The sequence below is a fragment of the Pseudomonas sp. 58 R 3 genome, from assembly GCF_900006605.1.
GTDB classification, from domain to species: Bacteria; Pseudomonadota; Gammaproteobacteria; order Pseudomonadales; family Pseudomonadaceae; genus Aquipseudomonas; species Aquipseudomonas salomonii.
In genome coordinates this window covers 74,819-88,833 of the sequence record NZ_CVTT01000060.1, presented here as the reverse complement: position 1 = coordinate 88,833, position 14,015 = coordinate 74,819, and the positions used below count along the sequence as shown (strand labels likewise).

The window sequence follows — 14,015 nt, the reverse complement described above, 5'->3', positions numbered from 1 at the left end:
TGTGGGAGCGGGCTTGCTCGCGAAGGCGGTGGATCAGTCACTTATGAGTCAACTGACACGCAGCCTTCGCGAGCAAGCCCGCTCCCACATTTTTAACCGCGTTATTCCAGCGCCGCCGCCGGGCCGAAGAACTCGTAGCGCGCCTGCTGCTCCGGCACTCCCAACGCCTTCAGGTGACGCTTGATCGCCGCCATAAAGCCTTTAGGCCCCAGGAAGTACGCATCCAGGTCACGCTCCTCGGGCAACCACGCCGCCAATTGCTCCTGGCTCAACAGCCCCACCTTGTCCGCCGCCGGGCTCACGCCATCGTCCTCGGCATAGCAATAAAAACGCTTGAGCTGCGGGTGCCTGGCCGCCAGGGCATCGACCCAATCACGGAACGCATGCACGCCGCCGTTGCGCGCGCAGTGGATAAAGTGCACCGGGCGCTCGGTTGCCAGGGCCGCTTCAAGCATGGGCAATGTCGGGGTAATGCCTACCCCGCCACTGATCAGCACCAGCGGTTTATCGCCGTCGGCCAGGGTGAACTCACCCGATGGCGGGAACAGGTCGATGGTTGCACCGACGTGCATCTGGTCATGCAGGTAGTTGGACACCCGCCCACCGGCCTCGCGTTTGACGCTGATGCGGTACAGGCCCGCATCGCTCAGGGCCGACAGGGAATAGTTGCGGCGCACTTCTTCGCCGTCCAGCACCAGCTTCATGCCGATGTACTGGCCCGGCGCGGCTTGCAGGATCGGGCCGTTATCCACGGGCGCAAAGTAGAAGGAGATGATTTCGTCGCTCTCCTCCACACGCTTGACCAACAAAAATGGCCGCGCACCGCGCCAGCCGCCCGGCGCCTGGGCTTTTTCATCATAGATGGCGGCTTCAGCGCCGATCAGGATGTCGGCCAATTGGCCGTAGGCCGCGCCCCAGGCATTCATCACCTCAGGCGTGGCGATCTCGCTGCCGAGCACTTCAGAGATGGCCCGCAGCAGGCAGGCGCCCACAATCGGGTAGTGTTCCGGAAGGATCTGCAAGGCCACGTGCTTGTTGATGATCTTGGCCACCAGGTCACCCAGTTGGTCCAACTGGTCGATGTGCCGCGCATACATCAGCACGCCATTGGCCAGGGCGCGGGGCTGGTCACCGCTGGCCTGGTGAGCCTGGTTGAACAGCGGGCGAACTTCCGGGTATTCGCTGAGCATCATGCGGTAAAAATGCGTGATCAGCGCTTCGCCGCCGCTTTCCAGCAGGGGCACAGTGGATTTGACGATGGCACGGTCTTGGGCACTAAGCATGGCAGACTCCTGGGTCTCTTTACTGATTACCTTTACCTACTCAGTATTCGTGCCAACTTATTAATCGCTATATATCAATGAGTTAAATGTTTTGTAGTCAGTATGACTCCTTACGTTTTATAGTCATAAGGACTACAAGGAGTCATTATGACTGCACAATCGCTGCTCACCACCCTGCTGCCACTGGTCGCCGACCTGTCCCGCGAGCTGCCCGAGGGCGAGCGCTATCGACGCCTGCTGCAAGCCATGCGCGCGCTGTTGCCGTGCGATGCCGCCGCGTTGTTGCGCCTGGACGGTGAATGGCTGGTGCCGCTGGCAGTGGATGGTTTGAGCACCGACACCCTCGGCCGACGCTTCAAAGTCAGCGAACACCCGCGCTTTGCAGTGTTGCTGAGCAGCCCCGGTCCCACCCGTTTTGACAGCGACAGCGAACTGCCCGACCCCTACGACGGTTTGGTCGACGGCCTGCATGGGCACCTGGAAGTACACGACTGCATGGGCTGCCCGCTGTTTATCGACGACCAGCCCTGGGGCCTGCTGACTCTCGATGCGCTGGACACCGAGCGGTTCGAACGCGTCGAGCTGGATGCCTTGCAAGCCTTTGCCAGCCTGGCGGCGGCCACGGTCAATGTCGCCGAACGTATCGAGCGCCTGGCATTGCGCGCCGAAGACGAGCATCAGCGCGCCGAGATCTACCGCCAGGCCAGCGGCCAACAGCACAAGGAAATGATCGGCCAGAGCAAGGCGCACAAGCGTTTGGTCGAGGAGATCAAGCTGGTGGGCGGCAGCGACCTGACTGTGCTGATCACCGGCGCAACCGGGGTCGGCAAGGAGCTGGTCGCCCAAGCTATCCACGCCGCCTCCCCGCGTGCGGACAAACCGCTGATCAGCCTCAACTGCGCCGCGCTGCCGGAAACCCTGGTGGAAAGCGAACTGTTCGGCCATGTGCGCGGCGCCTTTACCGGCGCGTTGAATGAACGTCGGGGCAAGTTCGAGCTGGCCAATGGCGGCACCTTGTTTCTGGATGAAGTGGGCGAACTGTCGTTGACCGTGCAGGCCAAATTGCTGCGCGTGCTGCAAAGCGGCCAGCTGCAACGCCTGGGTTCGGACAAGGAACACCAGGTGGATGTACGCCTGATCGCCGCCACCAACCGCGACCTCGCCGAAGAAGTGCGCAATGGCCGCTACCGCGCCGACTTCTACCACCGCCTGAGCGTGTACCCGCTGCAGGTGCCGGCGCTGCGCGAGCGCGGGCGGGATGTGTTGCTGCTGGCCGGCTACTTTCTGGAGCAGAACCGCTCACGTATGGGCCTGGGCAGCCTGCGCCTGACCAGCGACGCCCAGGCCGCGCTGCTGGCCTACAACTGGCCGGGCAATGTGCGGGAGCTGGAGCATTTGATCGGGCGCAGCGCACTCAAAGCTCTGGGTAACTGCCGCGAGCGGCCGAAGATTCTGAGCCTGAGCGCCCAGGACCTGGACCTTCCGGACGTCAGTGCGCCGGCTATCGAAGCACCGCCGCAAGCGCCGCTGGCCGTGACCGGCGACCTGCGCCAGGCCACCGAACATTATCAGCGCCAGGTCATCAGCGCCTGCCTGGAGCGCCACCAGCACAACTGGGCCGGCGCCGCCCGCGAACTCGGCCTGGACCGCGCCAACCTCGGGCGCATGGCCAGGCGCCTGGGCCTCAAATAGCCCAACTGTGGGAGCAGGCAAGCCAGCTCCCACATTAGATAGCCTTCGCCTTTAAGATTGGCTGAACCGACCGAGGCTTCCTGAACACCCACACATTCCCCAACATCACCAGCACCAACCCCATCAGCGCCGGGGCCGTCCACTGGTAACCCTCGGCAAACGCCGACACGTTCAACGCCACCACCGGAAACAACACCGTGCAATACGCCGCCCGCTCCGGCCCCATGCGCCCAACCAGGGTGAGGTAGGCGGTAAAGCCGATCACCGACCCCGGAATCACCAGGTACCACAAAGCGCCGATATACCGCGCACTCCAGTCCATGTCGAAGGGAATGCCGCGTACCGCGCAGTAAGTCGCCAGCATCACGGCGCCATAGGCCATGCCCCAGGCATTGGTGGTCAGCGGCTTGAGCCCGGCCTTCTGTTGCAGGCTCGACAACATATTGCCCGCCGAGAAACACAGGGTCCCCAGCAACGCCAAGCCCAGGCCGAGCAAGGTCTGCGGGCTGGCGGTATGCCCTGCCAGTTCCGGCCAGAACAGAAAGCCCAGCCCCAGCAACCCCAGCGCGCCGCCCATCAACACGTTGCGCGCTACGCGTTGGCCAAAAAACACCCGGGCATTGAGGGCGTTCCACAACGTGGCGGTGGAAAACACGACGGCCACCAGACCGCTCGGGATCCATTGGCTGGCGGTCAGGAAGCACATAAAGTTCACGCAGAACAGGCACAGCCCCTGCGCCAGGCAGATCAAATGCCCGCGCCGGTTCATCACCTGCAACGTGCGGCTGAGCAGCAACAGCGCAAACAGCACCAGCGCCGCCAAACCAAAGCGGTAGACGATCGACACAGGAATCGCCACCACGCCCAATTGCCACTTGAGGGCGATCCAGGTGGTGCCCCAGATCAGCACGGTGAGTAAATACAGGAAAAGGTTCATAGCGGGCTCCGTCGATTGAGCCACAGTGTCCCTTGCCGGCCAGCCGGCGCTCTTGCACATTCTTGCGCTTTTGTCGGCCGCAGGGATCACAGCCATCACCGGCGGGAGTAGGATGCAAGGCGTCGGAGAGCACAACCATGCCAGATCTGGAATCCCTGCAAGTCTTTCAAGCGCTGAACCGCTCGCCCAACGCACGCCTGGAAGCCTGCGCCGAGCTCGGTGACGGCTTGTCTGCGGCCTTGTGGAGCAACCATCACGATTCGCAGGATTACCAGGCGCCGACCCATCACACCTTGTCCTGCTACATCGGCGGTGGCACCGGCACGTTTCGGCGCGATCAGCCAGGCACCAAGGGCGGCCCGGACAAACTCTGCATCCTGCCCGCCGAGCACCAGTCGGCCTGGGTGATCAACGGTGAGATCCGCCTGGCCCATGTGTATTTCAGCCCGGAGCAATTTGCCCTCGGCTGCGTCACCTTGCTTGACCGCGAGCCGCGTGAATTGCAATTGCGCGAAAGCACCTTCCTCGAAGACGCCAGCCAGGCCCAGCGCTTTCACCAACTGATCGCCCTCAACTGGCAGGAGCCCGCCGAGCGCCTGCTGACCAGCAGCCTGGCCCACGAGATGCTCAGCCACACCTTGCTCAGCCAAGTCGGCGCACGCGATGGCCTGCGCTTAAAAGGCGGGTTGGCGGCGCATCAGCGCCGGCTGCTGGTGGAGTTTATCGACCACCATCTGGAAGACCCGATCAGCCTCGGGCAACTGGCCGGCATGTGCGCGCTGTCGGAATACCATTTTGCGCGGATGTTCCGGCAAAGCTTCGGCCTGCCGCCCCACCAGTACCTGTTGGCGCGTCGCCTGGCACGTGCGCAAGCCTTGCTGCGTGGCGGCGCCCTGCCCCTTGGCGAAATTGCCTGGCGGTGTGGCTTCTCCAGTGCCAGCCACTTTACCCACCGTTTTCGCCAGGCCATGGGCGCCACGCCCGGGGAATACCGCCAGGCGTTCTGCGCCTAGACCATCAAGCCCAATGTCTTGGCCTTGGCCACCGCTTGGGTGCGTCGCTCAACGCCAAGCTTGCTGTGGATGCGCCGCGCGTGGGTCTTGACGGTGTGCAGCGAGATAAACAGCCGGTCGGCGATTTCCAGGTTGGAGTTGCCTTGGGCGATCAGCTGCAGCACTTCCAGTTCCCGCTGGCTCAGCGGGTTTTCCACCACGCCGCTGGGCGCTGCCGGGGTTTCCAGGCCCAGCTCACTCAATAGCCCCGGCGCACGCAAACGCAGCTCGCGAATCGCCTGCTGCACCTGGCAGCGCTGCGCCAGCTCCAGCCCGGTTTGCAAGGCGCGCCGGGCCACGGCCGAGTCGCCCAACTGCCAGGCCACTTCGCCCAACACCAAGTGCAGTTCGGTTTCCAGGCATAGCATGCCGCGTTGCTGGGTGGTGTCGAGCAAGGCATACAGACGCTCCATGGGCTGAACGGCCACACCCAGCTTCACTTCGGCCAACACCAGCAGGTACTCCAGCCGTGGAATCAGCTCCAGCGTAGCCGGCGGCGCCTGCCGGGCCTGTGGCCCACGGAAGTGGCGCAGCACCCGGCGCACAGCCTCCACAGTCAGTTCCGCACGGCCCTGCTGCAACCAGAAGTGTCCACTGACCAACAACAGCACCGCGCGGTAGACCGAGTCCGGCACATGGCGCTGCTGCATCAAGCGCTCCGCTTCGCGCAGTTGGGCAAACGCCTGGGCATAATCGCCATGGTTGGCCGCCAGCAACGCCAGACCGAGAAACCCGTAGAGCACGCGCTTGTCCTGGCTGTGCAGGCACAGGCTCAAACCGGTCTCGAAACATTCACCGGCGAGCGTGTCCTGGCCTTGGCGCAGTGCCAGATGCCCGCGCCGCAGGGCGATGCGCCCTACCAGTGGCCCGGCCTTGAGGCGCTGGCACGCCAGCATCGCCTGCACATTTTCCAGCAGGCTTTGCGCCCGATACGGTGCACCGCGCTGCTCCAACAACTGGGCGTGATCCAGCTCCAGCAATGCCTCCAACAGCAATGAACCATGGGCACGCGCCAGGCACAGCGCTTCGCGGTTCAAGGCTTGGCTGACGTCCAACTCGCCGCGCAGCAAGGCTTGCTGGGTCAGGCCCGACAGGCACATCAGCCGGGAAGTCCAGGCGCTGTCGGGCAACGCTTGCAAAGCCTCCAGAAAATGTTCGCGGGAGCGCTCGGCATCGCCATTAAGGTGCAACAACCAGCCCCATTGCGCCTGCCAGCGCGCCAATAAGTGCCGCTGTTTCGCTGCTGTCGGCTGCGGTGCAAACCGGGCCAACTGGTCGATGCACACACCGGCTTGCTCAAAGCGCCCTGCGAACAGTAGTGCGGCCGTCACCAGCCCCACCAGTTGCGCCGAGCCCAGCAGCAATTCATCGCCATGCTGCTCATGCAGGCGCAGCAGCAGTTGCGCATTGTGTTGACGGAACAGATCCTCAAAACTGAAGTGTTGCAACAGACTCACCGCCACCTCAAACGCTTCGGCCAGCAAGGCCTGCTCAAACGCGGCCTGCCAATCGCACTCGGTGGTAAACCATTGGCAAGCGCGCCGATGCCAGGAGCGCTTGGCCGGCCAGGGTTCATCGCGCAGCAAGCGTGCGAGCGGCGCAAAGACCTGCAGCCAATCGGCGGTGTCTTCCCAGGGCTGGATGAAGGCACCCAATGCCTGCAATTCGCGCAGGTAGTGGTCACCGTCGCCGCCGCCGAACAGGTGCTCGCACAGGCTCGGGTTGAAACGCGGCAAGTGCGCCAATACCCGCCAGGCCTCAGCCAACTCCACCGGCAAGGTGCGCAGCAGTTCGTGTTGCAGGTAGTCGAGCAAGGTCTTGTCCGGGTGACCATCGCCGAGCAAGGCAATACGTACCCCGGCGCACCAGCCGCCGCTGAACTGCATCACGCTGTCGAGGCTTTGCTCAGGGCCGAGCAATTGCTGGACCTGCGCCGGGCTGAAGTTCAGCTCACTGCACGTCAACAGTTCATCGTCGAGCAACAGCCGCGGCCAGTTGCACGCGGGCCGCCGCCGCGCGCCCAGCCACCAGGTCAGCGCCGGGCTTGCGACACTGAGCAGGCGGTCGAGCAAAGCATCCAGCTCGGGCGCGGGCAGGCGGCAGTAATCATCCAGGAACAACCACGCCGTGGGCTGCCAGCGGCTGAGGTCGAGCAACAAGGTGGCTTCATCGACAAATGCCAGGCCCAGGTTGTGCGCCAAGCGTCGGCACAACTCATCGGGGCTCAAGGCCGCGCCATTGAGGGGCAGCCAATAAACCTGGCAACCCTTGGGCGCCTGCAAGGCACACTCGGCCAATAGCGCGCTTTTGCCACTGCCGCCCGGCGCGCACAGCAACTTCACCCTTACGGTTGCTGCGAGCAACGGCTCGGTCAATTGCGGGCGTAACAGGTGATGGGCGGACAGCCGTGGCATGAATCCGGGACGGTCCAGGCAGCGGGTCATGGCAGTCATTGCTGCATCCTGCGTTTTTATTGTTATGCAACCTGACGCCACCCTAGTCCTGTGGTTGGCGGTTGTTGAAGAAGTATTCAGCGGGGTGATCAGTGGCCATGCACAAAACCCAATGTGGGAGCTGGCTTGCCTGCGATGCAGACACCTCGGTCTCACAGCCATACCGAGGTGATGCTATCGCAGGCAAGCCAGCTCCCACAGGTTGATTGCATTTCAAATGGAGATCAGCGAACGCCCTCGGACCGCAAGGCTGCTGGCGTGTAATCCGCCGCCTTGGCCGCAAAGCCGAACACGAAACTGCGCTTTTCCTCATTCTTCATTCCCAACGCGATGTAGCGCCCGGCGATGATGTCGTACAGGGTTTCCACGGTGTAGGCCGGCACCTGGTGGTCGTAGTAGAACTGCGCATGACCTTCAGCAACGCGCCACAGTTGGCCACGCCCGTCGTAGTGATCCACCAGTGCGACCTGCCAGCTGTCTTCGTCGATGTACATGTGGCGCTTGGCGTAGATGTGCCGCTCGCTTGGCTTGACGGTGCCGACCACTTCCCACACGCGGTGCAGCTCGTAGCGGGTGAGGTCCTGGTTGATGTGCCCGGCCTTGATGATGTCGTCGTACTTGAGGGTCGGCGAATCGAGCTTGTAGCTGTTGTAGGGGATGTACATCTCTTTTTTGCCGACCAGTTTCCAGTCGTAGCGGTCGGGCGCGCCGGAGAACATGTCGAAGTTGTCGGTGGTGCGCAGGCCGTCGGAGGCGGTGCCCGGGCCGTCATACGAGACTTGCGGGGCGCGGCGCACGCGGCGTTGGCCGGCGTTATAGATCCAGGCCAGGCGCGGCTCCTTCACCTGGTCGAGGGTTTCGTGCACCAGCAGCACGTTGCCCGCAAGGCGTGCGGGCGCCGTCACCGATTGCTTGAAGAAACTCAGCACGTTGGCCGCCTTGGCCTGGTCGATGTCCGGGATGGCTTGCGGCACCGCCACTTCTTCTTCGAAGCGGATCGGCGTGTAGCTGCCGTTCGTTTGCGGGGTGGCCTGGGTGATGATGCGCTTGAGGTTGCCGCCGTGGTAACGGGTGATGTGGTTCCACAGCACTTCCACGCCATTTTTCGGGATCGGGAACGCGTAGTAGCGGTTGCCGGTGAAGTTCTCCAGGCCGTTACCGTCGTTGATCGCGTGTACGTTCAGCGCGCTGCGCTTGATCGACTCGTAGATATCCGGCGGCAGGTTGACCGTGCGATGGGTTGGGTACACCGGGATCTTGTAGGTTTCGGGGTAGCGCTTGAACATCGCCACCTGGCCATCGGAAAGCTTGTCTTTGTACTTGTCGACCGTGGCGGCGGTGATCACGAACAGCGGTTTTTCATTGGCGAACGGATCGGCCAGAAAGCCTTTGCTGTCCACCGCGCCGGCATTTTTCGGGATGCCGCCGGTCCAGGCCGGGATCGAGCCGTCGGCGTTGCCGGCTTTTTCGGCGCCGACCGGCGTCAGGGTCGTGCCGAGCTTGGCGGCCTCTTCGGGCGAGACGGCGGCCATGACGTGGGCGGCCAGTACACTCAGGGCCATCACTGCAAATAGCTTACGCATAGGTTGTTGTCCTTCCTTAAACCAAGTCAGAAGTTCACGCCGAAGCTGAGGGCGATAAAGTCGCGGTCGGTGAGGGTGTTGTAGTCACCGCCAAAAAAGTCGGTGTAGCTCAGGCTCGCGGTGTAGGTGTTGCGGTAGTCCGCATCCACGCCGACGCTGATCGCCTTGGCGCCTTCGTTGAAAATGCCGTTGGGGCCGTAGCCGCTGACGTCATGGGACCAGGACAGGTTGGGCTTGAGGTTCACCCCGGCGAACACGTTGTTGTAGTCGAGGATCGCGCGGGCGCGGTAGCCCCAGGAGTTGGCGGTGACGAAGCCGTCGGTGTCGCCGCCAAACCCATAGGCGCCATACACCGAATCGCGGCCATAACGCAGTTTGGTCTTGGCTTCCAGCCCGCCGACGTGCACAAAGGCCGCCTCACCCACCAGCGTCAGGCGTTCGGCACCCAGCACCTGGTCGAAGAATTGGGTCATGGTGCTCTGGATCTGGGTGATTTCCTTGCGGCGGTAGCCTGAGTTGTCCGAGCCGAACGAACTGCGGATGGGCGAGGCGGTTTGGCCGGCAATCGGGTTGACCAGCGCCAGGGTCAGGTCGGTAGTGTTGAGTTGCACCGGCGCATTCGGCCGGTAGCTGATTTCGCCGGTCCAGGCCGTGCCGGTGGGCAAGGTGGTGGAAAAGCTGGCGCCGTAGAGGCGGATGTCTTCCGGGTAATCGAGGTAATACTGGCCACGCCCGAGCATGGTGCTCTGGGCCAGGCCCGAGCCACTACCGGGCGCAATGGCGTTGGCAGTGCTGACGATACGGCCGATGGTGGCCAGGTTGGTATTGGCGGTGATCGTGCCCACGGTGGGCGTGCGGCTGTGGTAGTTCATGAAGTAGAGGCCGTACTCGGTGTCATCGCCGAGCCAGCGCAAGGCCGCGCCGAATTGGCCGCCATCGCGCGCTTCGCGGTCGTTGGCGCGCTGCACCACCACGCCTTCGCGGGTCACCTGAAAGCCCTGGCCAAACGCTGCGGCCACCGGTTGCAACGGCGCAATCGCCGGGCTGCCGACCGTGTAGTTGCCGTTGCAGCCGTGGGCCACCACGTCGTTACCGAAGAAGGTGCCGCAGTTATCCACCACGGTGTTTTCCCAGTTGAGTTGGTAGAAGCCTTCTACCGACAGCTGGTTGGTGAGGCTTTGGGACGCGAACAGCATGTTGACCGGAATCAGGCCTTCCTTGATCTCGGCGCCAGGACGGCGAAACGCCGAGACGTCGATGGGGTTGATGCTGTTGATCGAGTTACCGATAAACGTACTTTCGCCCCAGCTCACCACCTGTTTGCCGACGCGTACGGCGCCCGGTAAATCGCCGATGGAATAGTTGTGGTACACGAAGGCATCCAGCAACTCGTAGCCGGACGAGCGCGCGCCTTCGTCACGGTGGTTGTTGCTGATTTGCTTGAACTCGCGGTTTTCGTCCTGCAGTTCGAAGTCGTACCAGTACTTGCCGCGCACAAAGATGCCGCTGTCGCCGTACTTGAGCTCCAGATCGTGAATGCCCTTGAAGATCTTGGAGAAGGTCTCGCCCTTCTTGAAGTTCAGCCGCCCGTCATCACCGGTGGACGCCTGCCCCGTGCCGCCGTTGGGAATGCCCACCAGCTTCTTGTCGGCATCGCGCATGCCCCAGCTGGCGCCGACCGACAGCGAGGAATCGAATTGCCCTTCGATCTCGCCGATGTTGAATGAAACAGCCTGTGCCTGGGCGCAACAGCCCAGCGCAACCGCCGTGGCCAGCGCCTGTAGCGTGAAGATGGCGCGCATTGTTGTTTTTGTCATGCGTCTTCCCCGGTGAGTGACAGAAGGCCCCACCCTACTGCCGCCCCTCGGGAGCGATAAGCGCACCAAAGGGGTATTCGTGCTGTCGCTCGAAAGGATGAACAGCCGCCCTGGCCGGGGTTTGCGTGCCACCATGGATCAGGCAGATGGGGGATTATCAGGAGGATGGATAGCGCGCAGGCGATCATTACTGAAATTGCAACAGTCCTTGTCCTGAACTGCTATTACTCATCTTGTTACAACCGACTATTCTTAACGCACTTTCAGGGCAAATGGCCCGCTTGGGTAAATCCAGGAAAAGTCTGATTCCAATAGATTGGCCTAATGTTTCAATCTATTACCGCTGTTCACTGACGTTGATTTGTCGCTCCTTGATCCAACGTCTTACTTCGGCCGCTGCGTTTGCAGCGGCCTTTTTTATGCCCAAAAGAAAACGGGGCGCTTTTAGCGCCCCGTAGCATTCAACGGTGTTCAAGCAACGATCAGAGGCTGAACTTCTGTAAATTGGCCATCATCTCTTTCAACGCTTCGATGTTGTCCTTGGGGTGCGCGGCGCCTTCGAAGTCGCAGATTTGCGCCCAGTGCGCGGCCACATCGTCGGGTGAGAAGCCGGCCTCAGGGTCAAACCCCACGCCCAGGCTGCGTTCCCAGCGGGTCTTGCCGATCCAGCCGCCACCGACTTCAAACAAGCCCGAAGTGTCCTGGCATGCCTCGCTGCCCAGGTACACCACCAACGGGCTGACCAGCTCCGGCTTGAGGCGCTCGAACACCTGCGGCGGGATCAGGCCTTCGGTCATGCGCGTGGCGCCGGTGGGGGCGATGGCGTTGACCAGGATGTTGTTCTTGCGCCCTTCCAGCGCGAGGGTGCGGGTCAAACCGTAGAGGCCCAGCTTGGCCATGCCGTAGTTGGACTGGCCGAAGTTGCCATAGATGCCCGAGGTGGACGCGGTAAAGATCACGCGGCCATAACCTTGCTCGCGCATGTGCGGCCAGGCGGCGCGGGTAACTTTGTAGGCACCTTCGACATGCACGCGGTACACCAGGTCCCAGTCACTGTCGTCCATTTTGTGGAAGGTCTTGTCGCGCAGAATGCCGGCGTTGTTGACCACCACGTCGACACGCCCGAACACGTCGAGGGCGTGCTGGACGATCTTGTCACCCTCGGTTACGGAGTCATGGTTGGCCTCGGCAATACCGCCGGCCTCTCGAATCTCAGCCACTACACGGTCGGCGGCCGAGGCATTCGCGCCTTCGCCCTGGGCCGAACCGCCGAGGTCGTTGACCAGCACTTTGGCCCCGTGCCTGGCAAACAGCAGCGCATGGGCACGGCCCAACCCGCCGCCGGCACCGGTGACGATCACGACCTTATCCTGAAACTGCACTGACTCACTCATACCGAACTCCGTTGGCGACAATGGCAATGGGCTGAGTGTCACGCACGCAGCCTTTGGTCACAATAAATACGCCCGAGGCTGAATGGTGCTCAATAAGGCAGGGGGATGATTGCCCGGCTCAGGAATAGGCCAAACGCGGTGCCGGCTGACCGATGCGTTCACGAAACGCCAAATAATGCTTGAGCACCAGCACCGGCGCTTCGATCTGCGGGTAGTGGCCGATATTGGCCAGCAACACCGAGTCGGCATTGGGCACCAACTGGTGATAACGCTCCACCATGTGCGCGCCGGAAATGGGATCGACCTCGCCGTCGATCACCCGCAGCGGCACCTCTTCGCGTTGCATCGCCGCCACCCAGCGTTCACGCATACGCCGGCGCTGGGGAATGTAAGCAATCAGCTTATGCAGGATGCGCGGGCCATCGCCGCAGTTGATCAGGCTCCAGAAGTCATCCAGTGCACTTTCACTGGGCCGCGTGTTCGGGCCGAAAATCTGGCTGAAACTGTTCGACAAGGCATTACGCCCAAAGGCGCGGCCGACCATCCAGCCGAGCGGGCTGAGCAAGAGTTTCTGCACCAGCGCCGGGCGATGGGTCTCGGAAAACAGCCCACCATTGAGGAACACGCAGCTGGCCATCCGAAAGCGGCCGTCGTAGTGGCGCGCCAGTAATTCCTGGGCCACGCTGTCACCATAATCATGGGCCAACACATGCACCGGCCGCTCCACGCGCAGGTGTTCGAGCAGCGCCTGTTGCAGGTCCGCCTGCTCCAGCAGGCAGTAATCGTGGTTCAACGGCTTGGCCGAATCGCCAAACCCGAGCATGTCGCAGGCGATCACCAAGTTACGCTGGGCCAGGGGCTGCCACAGGTAGTGCCAGTCCCAACTGGCGGTGGGAAAGCCATGAATCAACAGCAACGGCTCGCCCTGCCCCGCCACCCAGTAACGGATCACGTGGCCACGAAAGAGAAATTCCTGACTACGTTTGCGCCAGGCTCTGAGCGGTATCTCGGCGAGTGGCATCAGCTTTTATACCCGGGATCTTGCAGGTCCAATTTACGCAACAGCGCCGGCCACGCCAGTGCACCGCCCATACCTTGGGCGCTCTTTGTGACAACGGCCACCATCGCCTTGGCCCCCGCCAGAATTTGCGGCTCGATGGCAATCAATTCGGCGCCGCCGTTTTGTGCCAGCACCTGGATGTCGCACGCGCGCTGGAAGGTGAACATCATTAAAAACGTGTCGGCGATCGAGCCGGCGCAGGTCAACAGGCCGTGGTTGTGCAGCATGAGGAAATTGTTGTCGCCCAGGTCTGCCTGCAAGCGGGCTTTTTCTTCAGGGTTGAGCGCCACGCCTTCATAGGCGTGATAGGCCAGGCTGGACAAGACAAAGGTGGATTGCTGGCTGATCGGCAGCACGCCCTGCTTCTGCGCCGATACCGCAACGCCCGCGGCGGTGTGGGTATGCAGCACACAGACCACGTCATGGCGCACTTCATGGATGGCACTGTGGATGGTGTAGCCGGCGGGGTTGATCTCGTAGGGGCTGTCCATCAGCTTGTTGCCGGCCTGATCGACCTTGACCAGGCTCGACGCCGTTATCTCATGGAACATCAAGCCATAAGGGTTGATCAGGAAGTCATCGGTGCCCGGCACCTTGGCGGAAATATGCGTGAAGATCAGGTCATCCCAGCCATGCAGCGCCACCAGGCGATAGCAGGCGGCCAGGTCGACGCGGGTCTGCCATTCGGCAGCGCTGACCTGGTCTTTGACATGCTGTGGCGATAGAACAGGGGCTAGGCTCACG

10 protein-coding genes are annotated in these 14,015 nt (G+C 62.3%); 2 read left to right on the top strand and 8 right to left on the bottom strand.

What is annotated here, in order from left to right; all coding sequences use genetic code 11:
- Positions 1-101 precede the first annotated feature (101 nt).
- Positions 102-1,283, bottom strand: coding sequence for an NO-inducible flavohemoprotein (gene hmpA, locus BFP92_RS18260; protein WP_065930544.1), 1,182 nt, complete (start codon positions 1,281-1,283; stop codon positions 102-104).
- Between the two features lie 147 nt (positions 1,284-1,430).
- Between hmpA and norR the strand changes: the two genes are divergently transcribed.
- Complete coding sequence (gene norR / locus BFP92_RS18255; RefSeq protein ID WP_065930543.1) at positions 1,431-2,975, top strand: nitric oxide reductase transcriptional regulator NorR; 1,545 nt, start codon at positions 1,431-1,433, stop codon at positions 2,973-2,975.
- A 34-nt stretch (positions 2,976-3,009) separates the two neighbouring features.
- Here norR and BFP92_RS18250 read toward each other — a convergent pair whose 3' ends face one another.
- Positions 3,010-3,912, bottom strand: coding sequence for a DMT family transporter (locus BFP92_RS18250; RefSeq protein ID WP_065930542.1), 903 nt, complete (start codon positions 3,910-3,912; stop codon positions 3,010-3,012).
- A 137-nt stretch (positions 3,913-4,049) separates the two neighbouring features.
- On the opposite strand from BFP92_RS18250, the gene BFP92_RS18245 reads away from it, so the two are divergent.
- A complete protein-coding gene (locus tag BFP92_RS18245) occupies positions 4,050-4,925 on the top strand; it encodes a helix-turn-helix domain-containing protein (protein ID WP_056858324.1) in 876 nt (291 codons plus the stop codon).
- Here BFP92_RS18245 and BFP92_RS18240 read toward each other — a convergent pair.
- The 6 genes from BFP92_RS18240 to BFP92_RS18215 all read right to left on the bottom strand — a co-directional run bounded on the left by BFP92_RS18240 (position 4,922) and on the right by BFP92_RS18215 (position 14,014).
- Positions 4,922-7,417 (bottom strand): LuxR C-terminal-related transcriptional regulator, encoded by a 2,496-nt coding sequence (locus BFP92_RS18240; RefSeq protein ID WP_065930541.1) that lies wholly within the window; start codon positions 7,415-7,417, stop codon positions 4,922-4,924. The two genes, BFP92_RS18245 and BFP92_RS18240, sit on opposite strands and share 4 nt — an antisense overlap.
- A 224-nt stretch (positions 7,418-7,641) precedes the next feature.
- Positions 7,642-9,000, bottom strand: a complete 1,359-nt coding sequence (locus tag BFP92_RS18235) for a DUF1329 domain-containing protein (RefSeq protein WP_017135078.1) — start codon at positions 8,998-9,000, stop codon at positions 7,642-7,644.
- Positions 9,001-9,026: 26 nt separating this feature from the next.
- The gene (locus BFP92_RS18230; RefSeq protein ID WP_065930540.1) at positions 9,027-10,817 is read right to left on the bottom strand and encodes a DUF1302 domain-containing protein; all 1,791 of its coding nucleotides are present in this window, start codon (positions 10,815-10,817) and stop codon (positions 9,027-9,029) included.
- A 482-nt stretch (positions 10,818-11,299) separates the two neighbouring features.
- Positions 11,300-12,211 (bottom strand): SDR family oxidoreductase, encoded by a 912-nt coding sequence (locus BFP92_RS18225; protein WP_065930539.1) that lies wholly within the window; start codon positions 12,209-12,211, stop codon positions 11,300-11,302.
- A 118-nt stretch (positions 12,212-12,329) separates the two neighbouring features.
- Entirely contained in the window at positions 12,330-13,232 is a 903-nt protein-coding gene (locus BFP92_RS18220) for an alpha/beta fold hydrolase (RefSeq protein ID WP_065930538.1), read from the bottom strand.
- A complete protein-coding gene (locus tag BFP92_RS18215; protein ID WP_065930537.1) occupies positions 13,232-14,014 on the bottom strand; it encodes a class II aldolase/adducin family protein in 783 nt (260 codons plus the stop codon). The genes BFP92_RS18220 and BFP92_RS18215 overlap by 1 nt, the downstream gene beginning before the upstream one ends.
- Between the last annotated feature and the right edge of the window lies 1 nt (position 14,015).

Coding starts and splice junctions, on each gene's coding strand:
- norR (WP_065930543.1), top strand. CDS start 1,431: ATGACTGCACAATCGCTGCTCACCACCCTGCTGCCACTGGTCGCCGAC.
- BFP92_RS18240 (WP_065930541.1), bottom strand. CDS start 7,417: ATGACTGCCATGACCCGCTGCCTGGACCGTCCCGGATTCATGCCACGG.
- BFP92_RS18250 (WP_065930542.1), bottom strand. CDS start 3,912: ATGAACCTTTTCCTGTATTTACTCACCGTGCTGATCTGGGGCACCACC.
- BFP92_RS18245 (WP_056858324.1), top strand. CDS start 4,050: ATGCCAGATCTGGAATCCCTGCAAGTCTTTCAAGCGCTGAACCGCTCG.
- BFP92_RS18220 (WP_065930538.1), bottom strand. CDS start 13,232: ATGCCACTCGCCGAGATACCGCTCAGAGCCTGGCGCAAACGTAGTCAG.
- hmpA (WP_065930544.1), bottom strand. CDS start 1,283: ATGCTTAGTGCCCAAGACCGTGCCATCGTCAAATCCACTGTGCCCCTG.
- BFP92_RS18225 (WP_065930539.1), bottom strand. CDS start 12,211: ATGAGTGAGTCAGTGCAGTTTCAGGATAAGGTCGTGATCGTCACCGGT.
- BFP92_RS18235 (WP_017135078.1), bottom strand. CDS start 9,000: ATGCGTAAGCTATTTGCAGTGATGGCCCTGAGTGTACTGGCCGCCCAC.
- BFP92_RS18230 (WP_065930540.1), bottom strand. CDS start 10,817: ATGACAAAAACAACAATGCGCGCCATCTTCACGCTACAGGCGCTGGCC.